The 17,640-nt window shown below is 69.1% G+C and carries 18 protein-coding genes and 1 pseudogene; 12 read left to right on the top strand and 7 right to left on the bottom strand.

The window, feature by feature from the left end; all coding sequences use genetic code 11:
* The first annotated feature begins 77 nt into the window (after positions 1-77).
* Positions 78-329 carry a hypothetical protein gene (locus AB5L52_RS01215; protein ID WP_369362296.1) on the top strand — a complete coding sequence of 84 codons (252 nt, stop codon included), beginning with the start codon at positions 78-80 and terminating at the stop codon, positions 327-329.
* Position 330: 1 nt separating this feature from the next.
* On the opposite strand, the gene AB5L52_RS01210 is transcribed toward AB5L52_RS01215, so the two are convergent.
* Both AB5L52_RS01210 and AB5L52_RS01205 read right to left on the bottom strand, forming a co-directional pair.
* Entirely contained in the window at positions 331-1,455 is a 1,125-nt protein-coding gene (locus tag AB5L52_RS01210; RefSeq protein ID WP_369362295.1) for a sensor histidine kinase, read from the bottom strand.
* On the bottom strand, positions 1,452-2,114 hold the full coding sequence (locus tag AB5L52_RS01205) for a response regulator transcription factor (RefSeq protein WP_351028750.1): 663 nt from the start codon (positions 2,112-2,114) through the stop codon (positions 1,452-1,454). The genes AB5L52_RS01210 and AB5L52_RS01205 overlap by 4 nt, the downstream gene beginning before the upstream one ends.
* Before the next feature lie 300 nt (positions 2,115-2,414).
* Between AB5L52_RS01205 and AB5L52_RS01200 the strand changes: the two genes are divergently transcribed.
* From AB5L52_RS01200 to AB5L52_RS01185, 4 genes are all read left to right on the top strand, one after another.
* On the top strand, positions 2,415-2,924 hold the full coding sequence (locus tag AB5L52_RS01200; RefSeq protein WP_351571457.1) for a hypothetical protein: 510 nt from the start codon (positions 2,415-2,417) through the stop codon (positions 2,922-2,924).
* 116 nt (positions 2,925-3,040) lie between these two features.
* A complete protein-coding gene (locus tag AB5L52_RS01195) occupies positions 3,041-4,282 on the top strand; it encodes a DUF418 domain-containing protein (RefSeq protein ID WP_369362294.1) in 1,242 nt (413 codons plus the stop codon).
* Positions 4,279-4,419 (top strand): hypothetical protein, encoded by a 141-nt coding sequence (locus AB5L52_RS01190; RefSeq protein ID WP_351028516.1) that lies wholly within the window; start codon positions 4,279-4,281, stop codon positions 4,417-4,419. The genes AB5L52_RS01195 and AB5L52_RS01190 overlap by 4 nt, the downstream gene beginning before the upstream one ends.
* A 210-nt stretch (positions 4,420-4,629) precedes the next feature.
* Positions 4,630-5,175 carry a dihydrofolate reductase family protein gene (locus tag AB5L52_RS01185; protein ID WP_369362293.1) on the top strand — a complete coding sequence of 182 codons (546 nt, stop codon included), beginning with the start codon at positions 4,630-4,632 and terminating at the stop codon, positions 5,173-5,175.
* Between the two features lie 90 nt (positions 5,176-5,265).
* Here AB5L52_RS01185 and AB5L52_RS01180 read toward each other — a convergent pair whose 3' ends face one another.
* Complete coding sequence (locus AB5L52_RS01180; protein ID WP_369362292.1) at positions 5,266-5,973, bottom strand: TetR/AcrR family transcriptional regulator; 708 nt, start codon at positions 5,971-5,973, stop codon at positions 5,266-5,268.
* Positions 5,974-6,118: 145 nt separating this feature from the next.
* Between AB5L52_RS01180 and AB5L52_RS01175 the strand changes: the two genes are divergently transcribed.
* Together AB5L52_RS01175 and AB5L52_RS01170 are read left to right on the top strand one after the other, a co-directional pair.
* Positions 6,119-7,342, top strand: coding sequence for a saccharopine dehydrogenase family protein (locus tag AB5L52_RS01175; RefSeq protein WP_369362291.1), 1,224 nt, complete (start codon positions 6,119-6,121; stop codon positions 7,340-7,342).
* Between the two features lie 110 nt (positions 7,343-7,452).
* A complete protein-coding gene (locus AB5L52_RS01170; RefSeq protein WP_351571468.1) occupies positions 7,453-7,932 on the top strand; it encodes a GNAT family N-acetyltransferase in 480 nt (159 codons plus the stop codon).
* A gap of 360 nt (positions 7,933-8,292) precedes the next feature.
* On the opposite strand, the gene AB5L52_RS01165 is transcribed toward AB5L52_RS01170, so the two are convergent.
* Together AB5L52_RS01165 and AB5L52_RS01160 are read right to left on the bottom strand one after the other, a co-directional pair.
* The gene (locus AB5L52_RS01165) at positions 8,293-8,868 is read right to left on the bottom strand and encodes a class I SAM-dependent methyltransferase (protein WP_351571471.1); all 576 of its coding nucleotides are present in this window, start codon (positions 8,866-8,868) and stop codon (positions 8,293-8,295) included.
* A 160-nt stretch (positions 8,869-9,028) separates the two neighbouring features.
* Positions 9,029-9,367, bottom strand: a complete 339-nt coding sequence (locus AB5L52_RS01160; protein ID WP_351571474.1) for a hypothetical protein — start codon at positions 9,365-9,367, stop codon at positions 9,029-9,031.
* Between the two features lie 300 nt (positions 9,368-9,667).
* Here AB5L52_RS01160 and AB5L52_RS01155 point away from each other — a divergent pair, with 300 nt between their 5' ends.
* From AB5L52_RS01155 to AB5L52_RS01145, 3 genes are all read left to right on the top strand, one after another.
* Positions 9,668-10,450, top strand: a complete 783-nt coding sequence (locus tag AB5L52_RS01155; protein WP_369362290.1) for a hypothetical protein — start codon at positions 9,668-9,670, stop codon at positions 10,448-10,450.
* A gap of 870 nt (positions 10,451-11,320) precedes the next feature.
* Positions 11,321-11,674: a hypothetical protein gene (locus AB5L52_RS01150; protein ID WP_369362288.1), complete on the top strand. Its 354-nt coding sequence runs from the start codon at positions 11,321-11,323 to the stop codon at positions 11,672-11,674.
* A gap of 171 nt (positions 11,675-11,845) precedes the next feature.
* Positions 11,846-12,556 (top strand): 2-phosphosulfolactate phosphatase, encoded by a 711-nt coding sequence (locus AB5L52_RS01145; RefSeq protein WP_369368778.1) that lies wholly within the window; start codon positions 11,846-11,848, stop codon positions 12,554-12,556.
* Positions 12,557-12,597: 41 nt separating this feature from the next.
* Here the strand turns inward: AB5L52_RS01145 and AB5L52_RS01140 are convergent.
* Positions 12,598-12,894 (bottom strand): annotated as a pseudogene (locus tag AB5L52_RS01140) (transposase family protein); the annotation flags it as partial.
* Between the two features lie 54 nt (positions 12,895-12,948).
* Positions 12,949-14,850 (bottom strand): hypothetical protein, encoded by a 1,902-nt coding sequence (locus AB5L52_RS01135; protein WP_369362287.1) that lies wholly within the window; start codon positions 14,848-14,850, stop codon positions 12,949-12,951.
* Positions 14,851-15,080: 230 nt separating this feature from the next.
* Between AB5L52_RS01135 and AB5L52_RS01130 the strand changes: the two genes are divergently transcribed.
* Positions 15,081-16,289, top strand: coding sequence for a glycoside hydrolase family 43 protein (locus AB5L52_RS01130; RefSeq protein WP_369362286.1), 1,209 nt, complete (start codon positions 15,081-15,083; stop codon positions 16,287-16,289).
* Between the two features lie 485 nt (positions 16,290-16,774).
* Positions 16,775-17,413, top strand: coding sequence for a DUF4097 family beta strand repeat-containing protein (locus tag AB5L52_RS01125; RefSeq protein WP_369368777.1), 639 nt, complete (start codon positions 16,775-16,777; stop codon positions 17,411-17,413).
* Positions 17,414-17,640: the final 227 nt, after the last annotated feature.

Here is a 17,640-nt window from a genome sequence, read left to right as displayed (position 1 = left end):
ACGGCCGTGGCGAGCGAGTGGCGTGACATGGACGAGTCGAGTTCACAGCCCACTTCGGGGAGCAGCGCCTGCTGCCCATGGCGCTCGTCGCCGCCGGCGAGGACATCGGCGTCTTTGGCGAGGCGGCCGGTGTTCCCACCGTCTTCTGGTTCTGGGGCGGACTCGTCGCGGACACCACTGCGCCGGCCCTGGCCGCCGGGAACATCGACTCCCTCCCCACCCGTCATTCGCCGTCCTTCGCCCCGGTCATCGAGCCCACGCTGAGCACCGGGATGCAGACGCTGGTCATCGCCGCCCGCACCTGGCTCGCGCCGGGCACCGCGTCCTGACTCAGTCGGCTCTGGCCGGGACACGGAGGTTCACCGCGTAGCCGCCGTCGGCGGTGGGCCCGGACTCGAAGGTGCCGCCCAGCAGTTCGGCCCGTTCCTTGAGACCGATCAGGCCCTGGTGGGAACCGGGAAGCGGCAGCGAGGGGCGGGTGGGTGGTGTGTTCGTGACGGTCACGCCGAAGGCGGCGCCGTCGTCGGCGCGCCAGAGCCGCACGGTCGCGGAGGCGCCGGGCGCGTGTTTGCGCACGTTGGTGAGGGCTTCCTGGACGGTGCGATAGACGGCGCGCTGCGCGGTGGTGCTGACCTCGGGCGGGAGTTCACCGGTCAGTTCCGCGTCGATGCCACTGGTCGTGACGAGCTTGTGCAGGTCGGCGAGGGTGGGCTGCGGGGTGAGCTCGGTGGCCCGGCCCCCGGAGGCCCGTAGCAACGTCACCATGTGCCGTAGTTCGTCGAGGGTGTCGACGCTGAGGGATCGGATGGTGCGGGCGCCCTCTTTGAAGTGGGGGTCGGTGGCGGCGACTTGGAGGGCACCGGCCTGTACGGCGATCAGGCTGACCTGGTGGGAGACGACGTCGTGCATCTCGCGGGCGAGCTGGGCGCGTTCGCGGGCGAGGACGGCCTGGGAGTGCAGGAGGCGCTCGTGCTCGCGCGCCTCCTCGATCTCGACGAGTCGGCGGGCCAAATCCCGGCGGGCCTGGACGAGTTGGCCCAGCAGCACGGGGGCCGCGGCGGTGGCGAGCGTGTAGAAGAAGTAGACCAGGGTCCAGGTTTGGTCGCGCGAGGTGAGGTCGTACAGCGGCCAGGGGGCGGCCGAGGCCAGGGCGAACAAGACGGCGCACACGACGAGCAGGCGGCGGTTGCGGGAGCGTTCGGCCAGTGTGAACAGGGCGGCGAACGGGGCGAACACGATGTCCAGCATCAGGCTGGAGGGAAGGGTGAGCAGGAACACCGGGAGCGGAAAGCGTCGGCGCACGGCGAGCACGAGGCAGGCGAGCGCGGCCGTGGCCAGCGACACCGGGCCGGCCTTCTCCACGCTGAGCAGGACGTCCAGGGCAGCGACCGCGACGACCACGGCGTCGACGACCGGATCGGGGATCCGCGCCCACCATGCCCTGGGCGCGGTCATCGCCCGGACTCCGGGCGCCGCTGTCCCTCGTCGAGCAGTCCCGCGCGCTGCGCGAGCAGCGCCGCCTGCACTCTGCTGCCTACCCGCAGCTTGGTCAGGATCGCGCTGACGTGATCCTTGACGGTGCCCGCGCTGAGGTGGATCCGCGTACCGATCTCGGCGTTGGACAAGCCCTCCGCGATCAGTACGAGCACCTCGCGCTCGCGTTCGGTGAGTCGGCCGACGCGCGTGGCGTCCTCGTCGTCGACGACCGCCGCGCCGGGGTGGCTCTGCCAGACGGCGCGGGACGCCTTCGGTGACATCACGACTCCGCCCGCGGCCAGGGTGCGAACGAGCTGGGCGAGTTGGTCGGGTTCGGTGTCCTTGAGTAGGAACCCGGCCGCGCCGGAGCGCAGCGCGGTCAGGATGTACTCGTCGGCGTCGAAGGTCGTCAGCATCGCCACCACCGGCGGTTCCGGGAGGGCGCGCAGCTGCCGCAGCACGGTCAGCCCGTCCACGTCCGGCATCCGGATGTCGAGGAGCACGACATCGGGACCTTCCGCCCGTACGGTGTCGACCGCCGCCGCACCGGCTGTGGTCGCGACGACCTCGATGTCGTCGGCCGCGCTCAGGATGAGCTCGAAGCCGGAGCGCACCAGCGCCTCGTCGTCCACCACCATGACCCGGATCACGTACGTCCCGCCTCGCCGTCCCTGTGCGCACGGCTCCGGCCGCACGCCGCTGTCGATGTTGATGTCGATTGTCACCGTTCCGACCGTAGATCTGGGCACACCGTCCGAGCCGGGCCGGCTGGACGTTCCCGCCAGTCGGGGGGAGGGTTCCAGCCGGACGGGGGGAGTCCGGCACCCATGGGCGGGGTGGTTCCGGCAGGGCGCGGGATGGTGTCGCCGGGATCGCACCGGCTGTCCTGGGAGACGGGCCGCTCCGGCCCGGCACTCCCAGTTCCGAGGAAGCTTCTCATGCGCATCCGCCCTGCCCTCCGACGAGTCGCGGCACAGCCGAACGTGTTGTTCGGAGGTGTGTACGGGGCCGTACTGGCCAGCTCGATGGTCGCCGCGCTCACGCGGTACGGCGAGACGGCACGCGACGAGCGGCTGTACGACGCCCGGTGGCTGCTGATCACAGCCGTCGCCTCGGCCCTGGCGCACGGGTACGCGCACATCATCGCCCGGCGCGGCGACGCCTCCTGCCCGGGCACGCTCGGCGCGCTGCGGGTGCTGGCCGACGAGTGGCCCCTCGTGGTGGCCACCCTGCCCACGACGGTGATGCTGCTCGGCGCGGGCTGGGGCTGGTGGGGCTCCGCGGGCATCGAGTACGTGGCCTTCGGATTCAACATCGCCCTGCTCTTCGCCTGGGGCCTGTCCGCCACCCGTGCCTCGGGCCGGACCTGGCGCTCGGCTCTGGCGGTCGGCTGTGCGGACGCGCTGCTGGGCGTGATCGTCGTGGTCGCCAACGCGCTCATCAAGTAGCGCGGGACGCCGCCCCCAGGGCCCCGGCCCGGCAGGACCCCACCCGCCGGGTGGCGGGGTAGGACCGGACACCCGCCGGATACTGCGGGCTCGGGCCGGTCTCCAGCCTGGAGGGCATGACCCACAACGCAGAGGACCCGGCGCTCACGGCGCCAGTCGGCGCCCCGCCCGGAGCTGCGGAGAGCGAGCCGTCCAGGGCTTCCGGGACCGGACGAGTCCCGGTGGGCCGCCTGATAGGCGTGGACCTGGCCCGGGGACTTGCGGTCTTCGGTATGTACGCGGCCCACGTCGGCCCCGACCCGTCCCAGGGCGGCGTCACCGGGCACCTCATGGAACTCGCGCACGGCCGTGCCTCCGCGCTCTTCGCCTTCCTCGCCGGTTTCTCGGTCATGCTGATCACCGGCCGCCGTACCCCGAAGACGGGCCAGGCGGGCCGTCAGGCGGTCGCCAAGGTGCTGATCCGTGCGCTCGTCCTGCTGGCGCTGGGCACCGCGCTGACCATGAGCGGCACCCCCGTCGAGGTGATCCTCGCCTTCTACGGCCTCTACTTCCTGCTCGTCCTGCCCCTGTACCGGCTCGGCGCCCGCCCGCTGGCCGTCATCGCCGCGGCCGGCGCCCTGGTACTGCCGCAGATCCTGTACGTCGTCCAGTACGCGCTCCCCGCGGACGGAGCCGACGGCATCTGGGCCTGGCCCACCGACGCCGACGGCATCGTCTCGCTCCTCTTCACCGGCAGCTATCCGGCTCTGACCTGGATCCCCTTCGTCATCGCCGGTATGGCGGTGGCCCGCCTCGACCTGGCCGCTACCGCCGTCCGCACCCGCCTCGCGATCACCGGCGTATCCCTCGCGGTGCTCGGCTACGGCGGCTCCTGGCTGGCCCTGCACCTGGTCCCCGGCGCCCTGTCCGGGCTCAGCGCCGGCGGCTGGGGCGAGGGAGGATCAGCCGCCTCGGCCTGGTGGTCCGACACCTGGGGCTATCCCGACGGCAGCACCCCGGCCGGGCTCCTCGTGGCCTCGCCGCACAGTGAGACGACCCTCTCGATCCTGGCCAGCACCGGCGTGGCGATCGCGGTCCTGGCGGCCTGCCTCGCCGCGGTCGACGCCTCCCCGCGCTTCCGCCGCTTCGCCGGCCCGGTCATCGCGGTCGGTTCGATGTCCCTGACCGCGTACGTTCTCCACATCATCGGCATCCGCTTCCTCGGCATCGAGGAACTGCCCGGCTCCCCGCCGCACGTCCTTGTCGGCTTCGCCGTCGCCGTCACCGTGTTCGCCACACTCTGGTCCCGCTTCTTCCGGCGCGGGCCGCTGGAGTGGCTGCTCGGCAGGGCCACCAAGGTCGCGGAGCTGGTGCGGTGAGCCGTCCGCCGCACGGCCGCGGGGAGTTGTGGTGGCTGACCATGGCCGCGGTGGCCGGCGTCCTCGCCGTCCTGCGCCCGGATGTGTACGCGGCTGCGGTGCAGCACTTCATCACCGCCGCGTTCGGACACCACTGACCCGCTGTGGCACCGCATGACCCGCCGCAACGCCGGAACCCGCGACCGATCCGCCGACCCAGAGCCCTCGCGGCCACCGCCGTCTGCGCGACAGGGCGCTCACCGATGAGTTTCGACATGCCAGATGGTCCATTCCTTGCACCGAGACGAATGGCGAGACGAATGGCGAGACGAATGGCGAGACGAATGGCGAGACGAATGGAGTGTCCGATGGGCAAGGTGCTGTGGCACTTGATGATGTCGTTGGACGGGTTCGCGGCTGGTCCCGACCACTCGCTGGACTGGATGTCAGGGCTGAAGGCCAGCCCCGGCATTCTCGAGGTGTCGGTCGCCCGGCTCGGTGCCGTTCTGGGTGGTCGTCGAGGGTACGACGCGGTCGCTCAGCGGCATCCCGGCGAGGCGAGCAAGCAGCCGTATGGTGGGGCGTGGAGTGGCCCGGTGTTCGTGCTGACGCACCATCCCGAGGACGCGATCCCGGATCCCGGCGTGACGTTCCTCAACTGCGATGTGGCCGAGGCGGTCGAGATCGGGCTCGCCGCGGCGGAGGGCAAGGACCTGGAGATTCACGGCCAGGACATCGCTCGGCAGTGCGTCGAGCGTGGCCTGATCGACGAGTTCTCTGTGCATCTGGCGCCGGTCATGCTCGGCTCCGGAGTGCGGCTGTTCGACTGCCCCGGCATCGAACCGGTCCGGTGGGCCCGGATTCACGACGGTGACCCCGCACAGGCCGTTGACCTGCGCTATCGTCGGGCTTGACGCCTCGACCGACCCCGCCCCCGCCCCCGCGCGCGAGCTGCACAGAGCATTCGCCGCAGCCGACCTGGGTGCCCTGGGGTGCAGGTGTCGTCACGCCCTGGACCGGGCCAGTTGTGCGGCGGTGTGGTCCAGGAGCATCTCCAGCGCGGATGGGTAGGCACTGTGCGGCATGTGCCGGGCGAGGAGTTGTGCGGTGGCGGCGATATTGGGATGTGACTCCGCGGGCAGGTGGGCGTAGATGGAGTGCCACATCTGTTCGTCTCCCGCGCGTGCCTCGTCTGCCAGGGCCAGGGAGCCGGCGTCGAGGACGGCGAAGGCGAGGCTCTGGTCGATGAAGGTGTGGTAGACGCGGACGGCCGCCGGGTCGGGCAGTCCGGCGCCGCGCAGGATGCCGAGGATGGTCTCGTCGACGGCGATCTCGCGGGGTCTGCCGGTGACCCGGCTGCCGGTGAGGAGGGCGGCTTGCGGGTGGGCGAGGTAGGCGGCGTAGACGCCCCGGCCCAGAGCGCGTAGATCCGTGCGCCAGTCCCCGGTGGCCGTCCAGCTGTCGAGGGCTCGCCCCATCAGCTCGTCTCCGATGGCCCGGGTCAGGTCGTCCATGCCGGCGAAGTAGCGGTAGAGGGTGCTGGGGTCGGCGCCGAGCGCCAGTCCGAGACGGCGGGCCGTCAGCCCGGTGCTGCCGTGTTCGCGCAGGACGCGCAGGGCGGTGTCCACGATGATCTGTTCGGACAGGACGGTGCCCGTGTGCGTCGGCCGCCGCCGCTGACGTGCCCCATCCGGCACCACCTTCTTCGCCAAGTTACTCGCCTCCTCCACCGCTGCCCGCCGGTTGCGCTCTCCAGCCCGGCCGACCTTATGCCAACGGGATTGACCTTACCTTCCGCCATCCCGTTGCATCGAGCCTGCCCGGAGGCGCCGGCCTCCCGCAGGAAAGGTGTGTGACATGCGCGTACTTCTCGTGGGCTCGGGTGGTGTCGGGACGGCCGTCACCCGGATCGCGGCTCGCCGTGACTTCCTCGCCCATATGGTCGTCGCGGACTACGATCTCGCCCGTGCCGAGGCCGCAGTCGCGGCGCTGGGGGAGCGGGGCACCCGGTTCGCGGCACGGCGCCTGGACGCCTCCGACCAGGACGCGGTTCGCCGGATGCTCCTCGACGAGCGCTGCGACATCCTGCTCAACGCCACCGACCCCAGGTACGTGATGCCGCTCTTCCGGGCGGCCCTGGAGGCCGGCGCGCACTACCTGGACATGGCGATGTCGCTGTCCGTGCCGCACCGCTCGCGGCCGTACGAGGAATGCGGAGTGAAGCTCGGGGACGAACAGTTCGCGCTCGCCAGGCACTGGGAGGAATCCGGACGGCTCGCGTTGGTCGGCATGGGAGTCGAGCCGGGTCTGTCCGACGTCTTCGCCCGGTACGCGGCCGACGAACTCTTCGACGACATCGAGGAGATCGGCATCCGGGACGGCGCCAACCTGAGGGTCGAGGGACACGACTTCGCCCCGTCCTTCAGTATCTGGACGACCATCGAGGAGTGCCTCAACCCCCCGGTGGTCTACGACAAGGGCCGCGGCTGGTTCACCACCGTCCCGTTCAGTGAGCCCGAGGTCTTCGACTTTCCCGCGGGCATAGGGCCGGTGGAGTGCGTCAACGTCGAGCACGAAGAGGTGCTCCTGATCCCCCGCTGGGTGGATGTGCGTCGCGTCACGTTCAAGTACGGGTTGGGTGACGACTTCATCGCCAAGCTGAAGACACTCCACGAACTGGGCCTGGACTCCACGGCCACGGTGACCGTGCCGGGGGCGGACGGTCCCGTACGGGTGTCCCCGCGCGACGTCGTCGCCGCTTGCCTGCCCGACCCGGCCGGCCTGGGGGACCGGATGACGGGCAAGACCTGCGCGGGCACGTGGGTGAAGGGCACCAAGGACGGGGCACCGCGCGAGGTGTACCTGTACCACGTGGTCGACAACCAGTGGTCGATGCGCGAGTACGGCTCACAGGCCGTCGTGTGGCAGACGGCGGTCAACCCGGTTGTCGCCCTGGAACTGCTGGCCACGGGAGCCTGGGCGGGCAAGGGCATTCTCGGTCCGGAAGCCCTGCCTCCGCGTCCCTTCCTGGACCTGCTCGACGAGTACGGCTCCCCGTGGGGCCTGCGCGACCAGGAATGACCCTCCGCACGGACCTCGGATCTCGTGTCCGTTCCGGGTGAGTCGTACGACGAGCGCCTGCCTCCTAAAAGCGCTTGGTGACGGCCGCCCACCCCAGCTATAGAACTCTCATGACCTCCTGGCATCTGACTCCCGAAGCCTTCGACACAGCGGACGCGACCAGCCTGCGCCGGGACTACTACGACGAGGTCGCCAGCCGCTACTGGAAGCGGCCCGCGACCTCCGAGGAGATCGACCAGGGCCTGGCCGGCGACGGCGCGGAACTGCTCACCCCGCCCACGGGCCAGTTCGTCGTGGGCCGTTTCAACGGCGAGGCCGCCGCCTGCGGCGGACTGCTGATGCTGGACTCCGGGCGCGCCGAGCTCACCCGCGTCTACCTGCGCCCCGCCTACCGCGGCAAGAACGGTGCCGGTCTCCTGCTGGAGCTGCTGGAGAGCGAGGCCCGCCTGCTCGGCGCCTCCCGGATGATCCTCAACACCCGCCTCGACCTGGTCGAGGCCCGCTCACTGTACGTCCGCCACGGCTACCGCGAGATCCCGGCATACTGCACGGGTCCATACGTGGAGATCTGCTACGGCAAGGGTCTCTAGCCACCCACGTGGGCAGGTTCGCTTCACCGGCTGGTCCTCGGCGACCACGGCCCAATTCCCCCAGTTGAGCCGCTGGATAGGCTGGACACGGCCGACTCATTGATCGTCGCCGGGGTGAAAGACCCCAGCCTCTGGACGCGGAGCTGGTCGAGCGGCTGCGTGACGCGTACGACTGGGGCAGCCGCGGCATCGCTCTGCACGGGACGTTCGCCCTGGCGGCCGCCGGGATCCTGAACGCCGGAGCGTCGCGCCCCACTGGCGCTCACCCGGACCAGTCCGTCCAGTGCGTCGACGTACCGCCTTGCCTTCGCGAGGTCTTCCGCGGGGCGGAAACGTATTCGAGGTCCGGTCAGTGTCCGGTCAGGCGCGGCAGCGCAGAATCTCCAGCGGCGGCTTGTCGAGGAGGTCCGCCCAGAAGTCCTCGCCGAACTCACGGATGCCGGCTTCCGACTCCCACAGTGGCACCCACTCCACCGCACTGAACCCGGTGGCCCGCAGACACTCCTCGTAGACCTCGCGACGTGGGGCCGTGGTGACAATGCTGATCGGCTGCGGATCGAGGAGAGCGGTGACCCGCGCCCGCGGACCCGTCTCGATCTCCTCGCCGGTAGGCTCGCAGCGGAACCCGTACCTGTCCAGGGACGGACAGCCGAATGGGTAGTCGGGCTTGTGGGCGAGCACGAAGAACTCTCCACCCGGTACCAGGCTCCGGTGGATGTTGCGACACATCCGCTCCATCGCCGCGATGTCCTCGGCGTAGTTGAGACACTGCACACCCACCGCGACATCGAAGCGCGGGTCGAGAGGCGGCAGTTCGGCCACATCACCGACGTCGTAGCGCACAGCCAGCGGGTCACGCTGCTCGCTCTCCCGCACGGCGGCGATCATCTCGACGGAGATGTCGACACCGAAGACATCACCTTTTGGGTCGGCCACCGGATCCCCGGCCGCTCGCTCTTCCTTCCCCCCGGAGTCCCCTTCTTCGCCCCCGGGTGCCCCCACCGCCCGCAGTGGCCGTGGCGTCTGCGAGGCGGTGGGGTCGTGCGTGCGGGCCGCTGTGTAGCGTGTTGGCTGACCGTGCCTGAGCGCCTATGTGCTACTGGATGGTCCAGCCGACGCTGCCGACGCCGGTGCTGTAGAACGCGCAGGAGCCTGTGGATTCGCCATACTGCCCCGGGTTCAGTGTCACCCAGTTGCCGGACACGTCAGGAGCCCAGCCGCAGACGATCTCGGCGCGGAAGGTGATGGCGTGATCGGTGTTGTTCTGGCAGCCTGCGATGCCGACGTCGGAATCGTTGTTGTGCACCCAGCCGTCGCAGTCGACGGTGCCTGGAGTGGCGGCCTGCGCCGGGACCGCTGCACCGGCGAGCGTGAGGGCCGCGGCGGAGACCGCGGTGGCCAGGCCGGCTGCGAGGATGCGTTTCCTGTTGTGCATGTGCGCCCCCGTGAGGTCGAGCTGCTGTCTTGTTGCGATCAGTGAAGGGCACCGACGTCCGGGTGTGAACCTGAGACATCCGAGGGTGCATCTGCAGCAACTGGCCTTCGACGGTGTCCGGGTGGAGCTTCGAGCAGCGGAGCGCGTCGGTGTCCGAGCCGATGCGCCTGGTGCCGGGGGCGGAACCCGCAGACCGGCACGTCAGTGGCGGAGCCGACCAGCGCGGGGGTGTCCGGTGTGGGTTGGGCCGGTTGCCTTGTCCGGATGCAGGGGTGCGGGTGGGGTCGCAGGATCGTGGTCATGCGGAGTTTCTCGGTGGCTTTGTCCTGTGGTCGGCGGGTGGGGCGTAGTGGTGTGGGTCGTGTGACCAGTGCAGCGCTTGCTTGTGGTGTGCTGTGGGGCGCGGCGACGGGGTGTGATCACGGGGCCGAGGTGGTGCGGAGGGTTCCTGGTGGTGCGCCAGGTGCGGTGACGGCTTCGCCTGGTCGGCCTGTTGTGGAGGCACACGTTCCCGGTGTGGGGGAGCGGTGGTGGGGGCGGGTTCCGGCGAGTAGTGAGCAGGTGGTGGTCGTCTATGGGGAGGGCCGGGATTCGGCTGAGAGCGTGGTGGTGCTGTATCAGAAACGGGGTTCGGCGTGGGAACGGACGACGAGCTGGCCGGGACACAACGGCCGGTTGGGATGGACGACGGACCATCACATGAACGACGAGCGCAGTCCGGTGGGTGTGTTCACCCTCACCGATGCGGGGGGCTCGCTCAAGGATCCGGGCAGCCGGTTGAGGTATTGGCAGGACGACAACGCTTTTGCCTCGATGCAGATCCCGGAGGAGGCTCATGATCATGATTTCGACTATGTGATCGCAATCGACTACAACCGGGCGAAGGGTGTCGCGCCGTTCGACTGGAGCCGTCCGGACGGGGAGGAGCGGGGTGGCGGGATCTGGCTGCACCTGGATCACGGTGACGGGACGTCGGCTTGTGTCACGCTGCCGGAGTCGGGCATGAAGACGCTGCTGCGCGTGCTGGATCCTGCGCAGCGTCCGGTCGTGGTGATGGGGGACCGGGAGCACCTTCAGTCCTGAAAGCCTGGTCGGCCGTGGCGGTGACTGGTGCGGGGCTTGCGTGTGGGAGGCGACTCCCGCGCTGCCCGTCTGTGCCGCCGCTTCGGGTGGTCGGGGGAGTGTGGGCCAGGCCCGGTGGGCGGGTGGTCAGGACAAGAGTCGGGGCGGCGGCTGCCGCCTCGTGTCCGGGGGGCGGCGAGCTCACCCGTCGATGGTTTCAACCGTGTGCCGGTGACGGACACGGCACCGTTCGGGGTGTGGGTGAAGGTCGTGGAGCCGAGTGGTCTCGCCATGCACTGGGCGGGTTCCCCCGCGACGGACTATGCGCTCTCCGACGCCTGCGGCGCGACAGCGGGGGTGGTGGACCGGCGGGTGTGGCGGGGTCGGGCGGTGTGGTCGGGGATCCGCGCCGAGCGGCCGGGATCATCGTACGGACTGGGGAGCGCGACCAGATGCCCGGCCGTCTTCCATCCTGTGTGCATGCGATAGCTACGGCGCGGGGCTGCTCCGACGTCAGCTGTCGGAGGCGATGGCGTGGGAGAGGGTGAGCTGCTCGGCCGGCTTCGGCGAGCCCTGCCCCCGTGCGGCTCCTGTCCGAAGGGACGACCTTTCCGCCCGACCCCGCAGCGCTGTTCCGGCGACGCCCGGGACAGCGAGCGCTACCGGCGGATCTGGATCCGTCCGGCGAGTCGGCTCGGCGAGTCGGCGAGCAACGGCCCGCCCTCCCCTGAAGCGACGTCGTCCGGCCTCGGCCGAACCTGGTTGTTCGGACGTTGTTGTTCGCCCCCATTCCGTCGACCCCGAACAACGTTTTCCGACTACACCAGATCACATCCGGCCCCGAGAACCGTTCGGGTGCCGGCATGACCGAAGAGGAGGAAAGACCACGTGATGAAGACCAAACTGGCCGCAATGGCGGCGGTCATAGCGGCGCTGGGGGTCATGGGCGCGGACTCGGCCTCGGCGTCGACGCTCCACGGCGCCGCCGTTGCGGCGACGCCCGCCAAAGCCGCTGCGCTTACCGACTATCCGTGCTGGACGTCGTTCGACCCGTCCAACCCCGACGGCGCGGGCATGTGGCAGTTCTACCGCAACTGCACCAATCGCGACGTAACGGTGTGCGCTCAGGACGTCGAGGACAACTACCTGCAACCCGAGCACATTTCGCTCGAGCCCGGCTGGGTCGGCAAGTGGTACTGGGAGCGGACCACGCCAGGGCACCACTACACAACCGTCTACTGCTGACGCGATGAGCGGGCGCCGCCCCTTGCGAAGACGGGGGCGGCGCCCTTGAGTGAAGCCAACGTGTCGAACGAGGACACGAGTGAGCTGTTTTTGACGACGCGGAACCAGGCCGGCGGGAAAGATCGTCAACGCGTCTTGTGGACCGCTTCAGTGGGCTGCGACCATCCCGGCATGGACTCGCGAGTCGTCGGAATACACGAGGTGGACGGCACCGAACAGGTGGCTGTAGTGATCGATGTGATGCGGGCGTTCACCACCGCCGCATGGGCTTTCCACCGCGGGGCAGACAAGATCGTCCTCGCTGCCGACGAGGACGAGGCACTGGCGATCAAGGCGTCTCACCCGGGCTGGCTTGCGCTCAAGGACGGGGCACCAGCCAGCGGGTTCGACCTGGTCAACTCCCCTGGCCTGATCCGGGAGGCCGAGTTGACCGGCCGCACCGTGATTCAAAAGACCACTGCGGGAACAGTTGGGGCCCTGGCGGTTGTCCAGGCGAGAATGGCGCTGTGCGCCAGTTTCGTCGTGGCCGGCGCGACGGCTCGGGCTCTTGCGGATGCCGGCGCCGACTCGGTGACGTTCGTGGCCACCGGCGAGGACGGCCGTGCCACTGAGGATCTGGCCTGCTCCGGGTACCTGGACCGGCTCCTGACCGGGGAGCGTCTCGACCCCGGCCCCTCTCTGCACCGCGCCCGCACCTCCTCAGCCGCGGACGACCTGCGCGGCGAGCGACGCCGCGCTGCTCACCCCGCCGATGTGGGGTTGTGTCTGGAGGTGGACCGGTTCGACTTCGCCATGAAGGTCGGGCTCGAGGAAGGGATGGCAGTGCTGCGGCCGTTCCAGACTCGACCAGACGCGGTGTCCGCTGTACACCGCGCACGGTAATCAATGAGCCGTTCCCGCCTCACGCCGACGGGAGGTGGAGGGAGCACCTGCACGTTCAAGCCGTGCTTCTCGTGGTTGCCGGAGTGGAACGGGCGGTCGGTGGTGATCCGGTCGATGGGCAGCAGCGTGCCGTCGAGGACGACGAACACCTTGGCGGAGGCGGCCGTTGCGGCCTGCTCCAGGGTGGGGGCGACGGCGGCCAGGACGGTGATCGCCTCGTGTGTGTAGCGGTAGACGGTGGTGACACCGACCCAAAGCCGGCGGCGAGCTCGGCGTAGATATCGCCGCAGCGCAGGTGGGACCATGGCGAGCAACGCCTGCTGCCCGGCAGGTAGTTGCATCGGCCGGTGCCCAGCGCGGCGCACCGGCCAAGCGATCAGGTGGGCAACGGCTCAGTGTCCGCTGCCTCCTGTCGTCACATACACGGTCGTGTAATGGTGGTCTTTGGTGGTTCTGTTCCAATGCCAATGGGCGACCTGGTCCGGTTGCAGGTCCCAGGTGGTCTGGTGCTGGTAGTTGCCTTCCTCGTCCTTTGCGGCGACCCTTCTTTCTCGCTTTTCGCAGTTGCGGTAGTACTGGTCCATCGGTGCGCCTTCGGGATTGACCGGGTCGAACGACGTCCAGCAAGGAGTGTTGTCGCCGCCTCCCCGTGTGGCGTACATGGCGACGACCGCTGTTCCGGTTGCCATCAGGAGTGCCAGCATCACGAAGAGCAGGCGTCGCCGGCGGGTATGACGGCGCATGTCGGCATGATGGTCGGTTTCGGCCTCGATGCTGGCGTTGACGAACGCCTGCTCCCGCGGACTGAGTGGGTTCGGATTACCGGCAGCCAACTGCCGGGCGCGTTCCAGCCGGGTACCCCGGTAAAGCTCGCCGGGATCCCGGTCGAGGGCCTCCCAGTCGTCAGCGGCCTCGGTGAGGTGGCGGTGCAGGTGAAGGTTTGCCCGGTTCGTGGTCAGCCAGTCACGCAAGCGCGACCAGCAGCGGATCAGTGCTTCGTGGGTGATCTGGATGCGGTCACCATCGAGGGTGATCAACCGTGCCGTGGCAAATCGTTCGAGTACGTTGCCGACGCGCGGATCGGCGGGCAGCTCGTCTCGGCTGATGCGTCGCTTGGTGTCCTCGCCGTCGCCGGGATCGCCGGCGAGGGCGACGAGTCGCAGCAGAAGGTCTTTGGCCAGGGCTTGTTCGTCGCCGGTGAGAGCGCGATAGGCGGCTTCGGCGGTGTGTGCCAGTGCGTGCTGGATGCCGCCTGCGGCTTGGTATCCGGCGAGGGTGAGCGTGTTGCCGCGACGACGTCGCCAGGTTGCCAGCAGCGCGTGCGAGAGCAGTGGCAGCACGTTGGCCTCGCCGGCGGAGTCAGCCACGAGCGCGACCAGCAGTGATGTTTCGACGGTATAGCCGAGGCGTACCGCAGGCTGGGCGATGGCTCGGCGCAGTTGGTCCGTGGTCATCGGGCCGACCAGTATCTGCCCGTCTTGCAGCGCGCCGGCCAGCTCCGGGTAGCGGGCGCAATGGGCGTAGAAGTCTGTCCGGAGGCCGATGACGACCCGGGACCGGCTGGTCGGTGTATGGGTGGCGGTGATCAGTGCGTTGATGAACAGCTCTCGTTCCTGGGCGTCGCGGCAGACCGTGAAGATCTCCTCGAACTGGTCGATGACCAGCACGAGGTCGGTGTCTCGCCGGTCGGCCAGTGCCTGGCGTACCCGCAGGTGCAGGTTGGCCGCGTCGGCACGCAGTTCGGCACGGAGCGCGGCCGCGGACTGGCCGGTCAGGCCGGACAGTTGGACGGCGCATTCCTCGATCGGATGGGGGCCCGGAGTCATGACGATGACGGGCTGGTCGGCGGCGCTGCGGCGTAGCTGTGCGATGAGTCCGGCCCGCAGCAGTGAGGATTTGCCGACGCCCGAGGCACCGAATACACCGAGGAAGCGCTGATCTGCCACCTTGTCCAGCAGTTGTCGGGTAAGCGTCTCCCGGCCGAAGAACCGGTCTGCGTCTTCGGGTTGGAAGGCGGCCAGTCCAACGTAGGGAGGAGGCGTGTCATCTGTCGGATGCTGATCGGGTGCCGATTGGTCGGCGAGTTCGCCGGCGAGCGCGTACCAGCGCCGTTCCCATTCCTCGGTATCGCCGTCGCACGCGCGCACGTACGCCAGCGTGACCTGCAGTGAGGGGAGGCGGCGCCCGCTCGCCGCATCGGAGAGGGTTCCGGCAGAGTAGTGCGCTCGGCGTCCCAGCTCCCGGTACGGGGGGCTGCCCGCCTTGACCCGTAAGGTGCGCAGATCCGCCGCCAAGCGAGTCAGCGCATCATCGCCAGGGCCTAATGGACGTTCACGCCGAGGCACAGCCTTCCCCCTTCCGAGTCGGCGTCCGCCCCCTGCGGTCGCCGTGCGACACGGTGTCACGCATGTCGTCGTTCGGTTGTCCGGCGGCCGAAGCCGAACAATCCAACTGTCCTATACCTCAGTGCGTGAGGCGACCGGTTCCAGGTGACCGGCACAACCCAGACAAGGGAGTGGGGATCATGCGCGTGAAACCCTTGCGACGGAGCGTCGTCGCCGGCCTGATCAGCGCGATGACTCTTGTGGGGCCGACGGGCGGGGCGATGGCCTCGCCGAGCCTCTCGAAGGCCGATACCGGCAAGTTGAAGATCGAGGAGGACTTCGCCGACCCGGGAGTGGTCCAGGGTGACGACGGACTGTGGTACGCGTTCTCGTCGCAGACGGACCTGCCTCAGCCTGCTGCAACCCGCGTACCCGTGGGCCGGTCGGTGACCCCGGACCCTGCCGGTGAGTGGCGGGCGCTGCACGATGATTCCGGCGCTCGCACGGATGCGCTGCCCGATGCCGGGGAGTGGACCGCACCGGTGGATCAGGCGAACGCGGCCCCGCAGTTGTGGGCGCCGGATGTCTCGACCCGTCCTGCCGGCGGGTATCTGATGCTGTATTCCGCGCTGCCCAGAACCGGAGAGGGACACTGCGTGGGAATGGCCACGGCCGGTCATGTCGGCCCGAACGTTCACTTCGATGCCGCTCCGGCCGAGCTGTTCTGCGGCCCGGATGGGCCCGACGGCCACCGCCGGGGCGTCATCGACCCCGCCGTCTTCGTGGATACCGATGGCTCCCGCTACATCGTGTACAAGGTCGAGGCCGTCCGAAGCGACAACCCGGACCAGTGGGTGCCGAGCGAAATATACCTCCGCAAGTTTGTTGACCTAGGAGGGCAGGGACTGCAATGGGCCGGAGAACCCACCAAGATCCTGGAGGCCGATCCATCCTTCGACGACCCGGAGAACGGCCAACTGGAGGCACCGTTCCTCGTGCACCACGGTAGGCACTACGTGCTTTTCTACTCCGCCGGCTGGTACAACAACCCCGGCTACTACACCGGCTATGCCACAAGCACAAGCCTGACCGGCGGATATCAGAAGTCGGACACCAAGCTGCTGGACTCCGATGTAAACCCGAGGACCGGCTCGGCCAACTCTGCGCACGGAATGCCCCGGAACTCGGCACCGAGAAGTTCCACACGACCCCACGACGGTTGCGTACCTGGGGACGCCAATCAGCTTTCCGGGCCGGGCGGAGCCACGGTGTTCAGCCAGGCAGACGGTGACTACGTCGCCTATCACGGTATCTGGACCTGTGACGGCGGCGCGCTCCGGACAAGGGCGCTGTATGTGGACCGACTTGCCTGGACCACAGACGACACGCCCTACATCGAAGCCGGCTGAGCCACAGCCCGGCACCCTCGAAGGCCGGGCGGACCTGGTTCACGGACATCGGCCACTTTGCTGGGCGGGGAACGCGGGCAGGTCCGGGGAACGACCGGGGTGAACAGGTGCTCGTGCAGCAGCAGATCAGCGCCCACATCCAGGCGGCATAGTTCTTCGTCGACCAGGCTGAAGAAGGGACGGTCGAGGCGTCGGGCGGTCTCGGTGCGGGGCAGGCCGCCGGCCAGCTCCGGCGTGGCCTTGATGATGGTCCTCCCGATCCCTTTGCCATAGCGTTTACTTCTCATCTATTGCAACGATCGCCAGCATCCGTTGCGTTAATTTCGAGACTGTTGCAATACTTGCAGGTATCTCACCTGCGTGAATGTGGATTCTGTGCAACGAATGTGCTGTGTAACTCAGGAAAGCAACGTAGCGTTTCCGGTGTCAGAAACAACGAGTGAGTGCAGGAGAGCACGATGTAGAAGTTCGACACCCCCGCCCCGATCTCCGTCGTCCTGGACATCCCCGCCGGGCGCGTCCAGTTCATCGGCGCCGACCGCGCCGATACCACCGTCGAGGTCCTGCCGGCCAACCCCTCCAAGGGCCGCGATGTCCAGACCGCCGAGCAGACCGCCGTCGTCTACGCCGACGGCGTCCTGCGGATCCACGCTCCCGAGCCCAGGAATCAGCTCCTGAGCCGCTCCGGATCTCTGGAGGTCACTGTCCAACTGCCCGCCGGCTCCCGCGTCGAGGCCAAGACTGCCGGCTGCGAGCTCCGCGGCGTCGGCCGCCTCGGCGACGTCGCCTTCGAAGGCGCGTACCGCCAGATCAAGATCGACGAGGCCGCGAGCGTCCGCCTCACCGCCGTCGACGGCGACGTCGAGGTCGGCCGGCTGGTTGGCCCCGCCGAGATCAGCACCGCACGGGGCGACATCCGGATCACCGAGGCCGTGCGCGGCACGGTTGTGCTCCGCACCCAGTGTGGCGACATCACGGTCGGCGCCGCCACCGGCGTCTCGGCCGCCCTGGACGCCGACACCGGCCACGGCCGCATCAGCAACGCCCTCAAGAACGACGGCACCGCCGAACTCGACATCCGCGCCACCACCCCTGACGGCGACATCACCGCCCGCAGCCTCTGAGGAAGCAGAACCGGGAGCGCCCGGCCGGGCGCACAGCGACCGAGATCCTGCCGCGTCGCCACCGGCGGCGCGGTGCTTTTCCTTTCGATGGGACAGTTCGGCTCATGGCGTTGCCTCCAGTCCATCGCCTCGGTCCAGGAGGGCGGTGGCGTCGACGGCGCAGTCGATCAGATGCAGTGCGACGTGCACAAGGTGGTCGTCCGCTCCGCGCTCGTCTCCGACTGCCT

It is taken from the genome of Streptomyces sp. CG4, assembly GCF_041080655.1.
Classification (GTDB): Bacteria; Actinomycetota; Actinomycetes; order Streptomycetales; family Streptomycetaceae; genus Streptomyces.
This window is presented reverse-complemented; position numbering and strand designations above follow the sequence as displayed.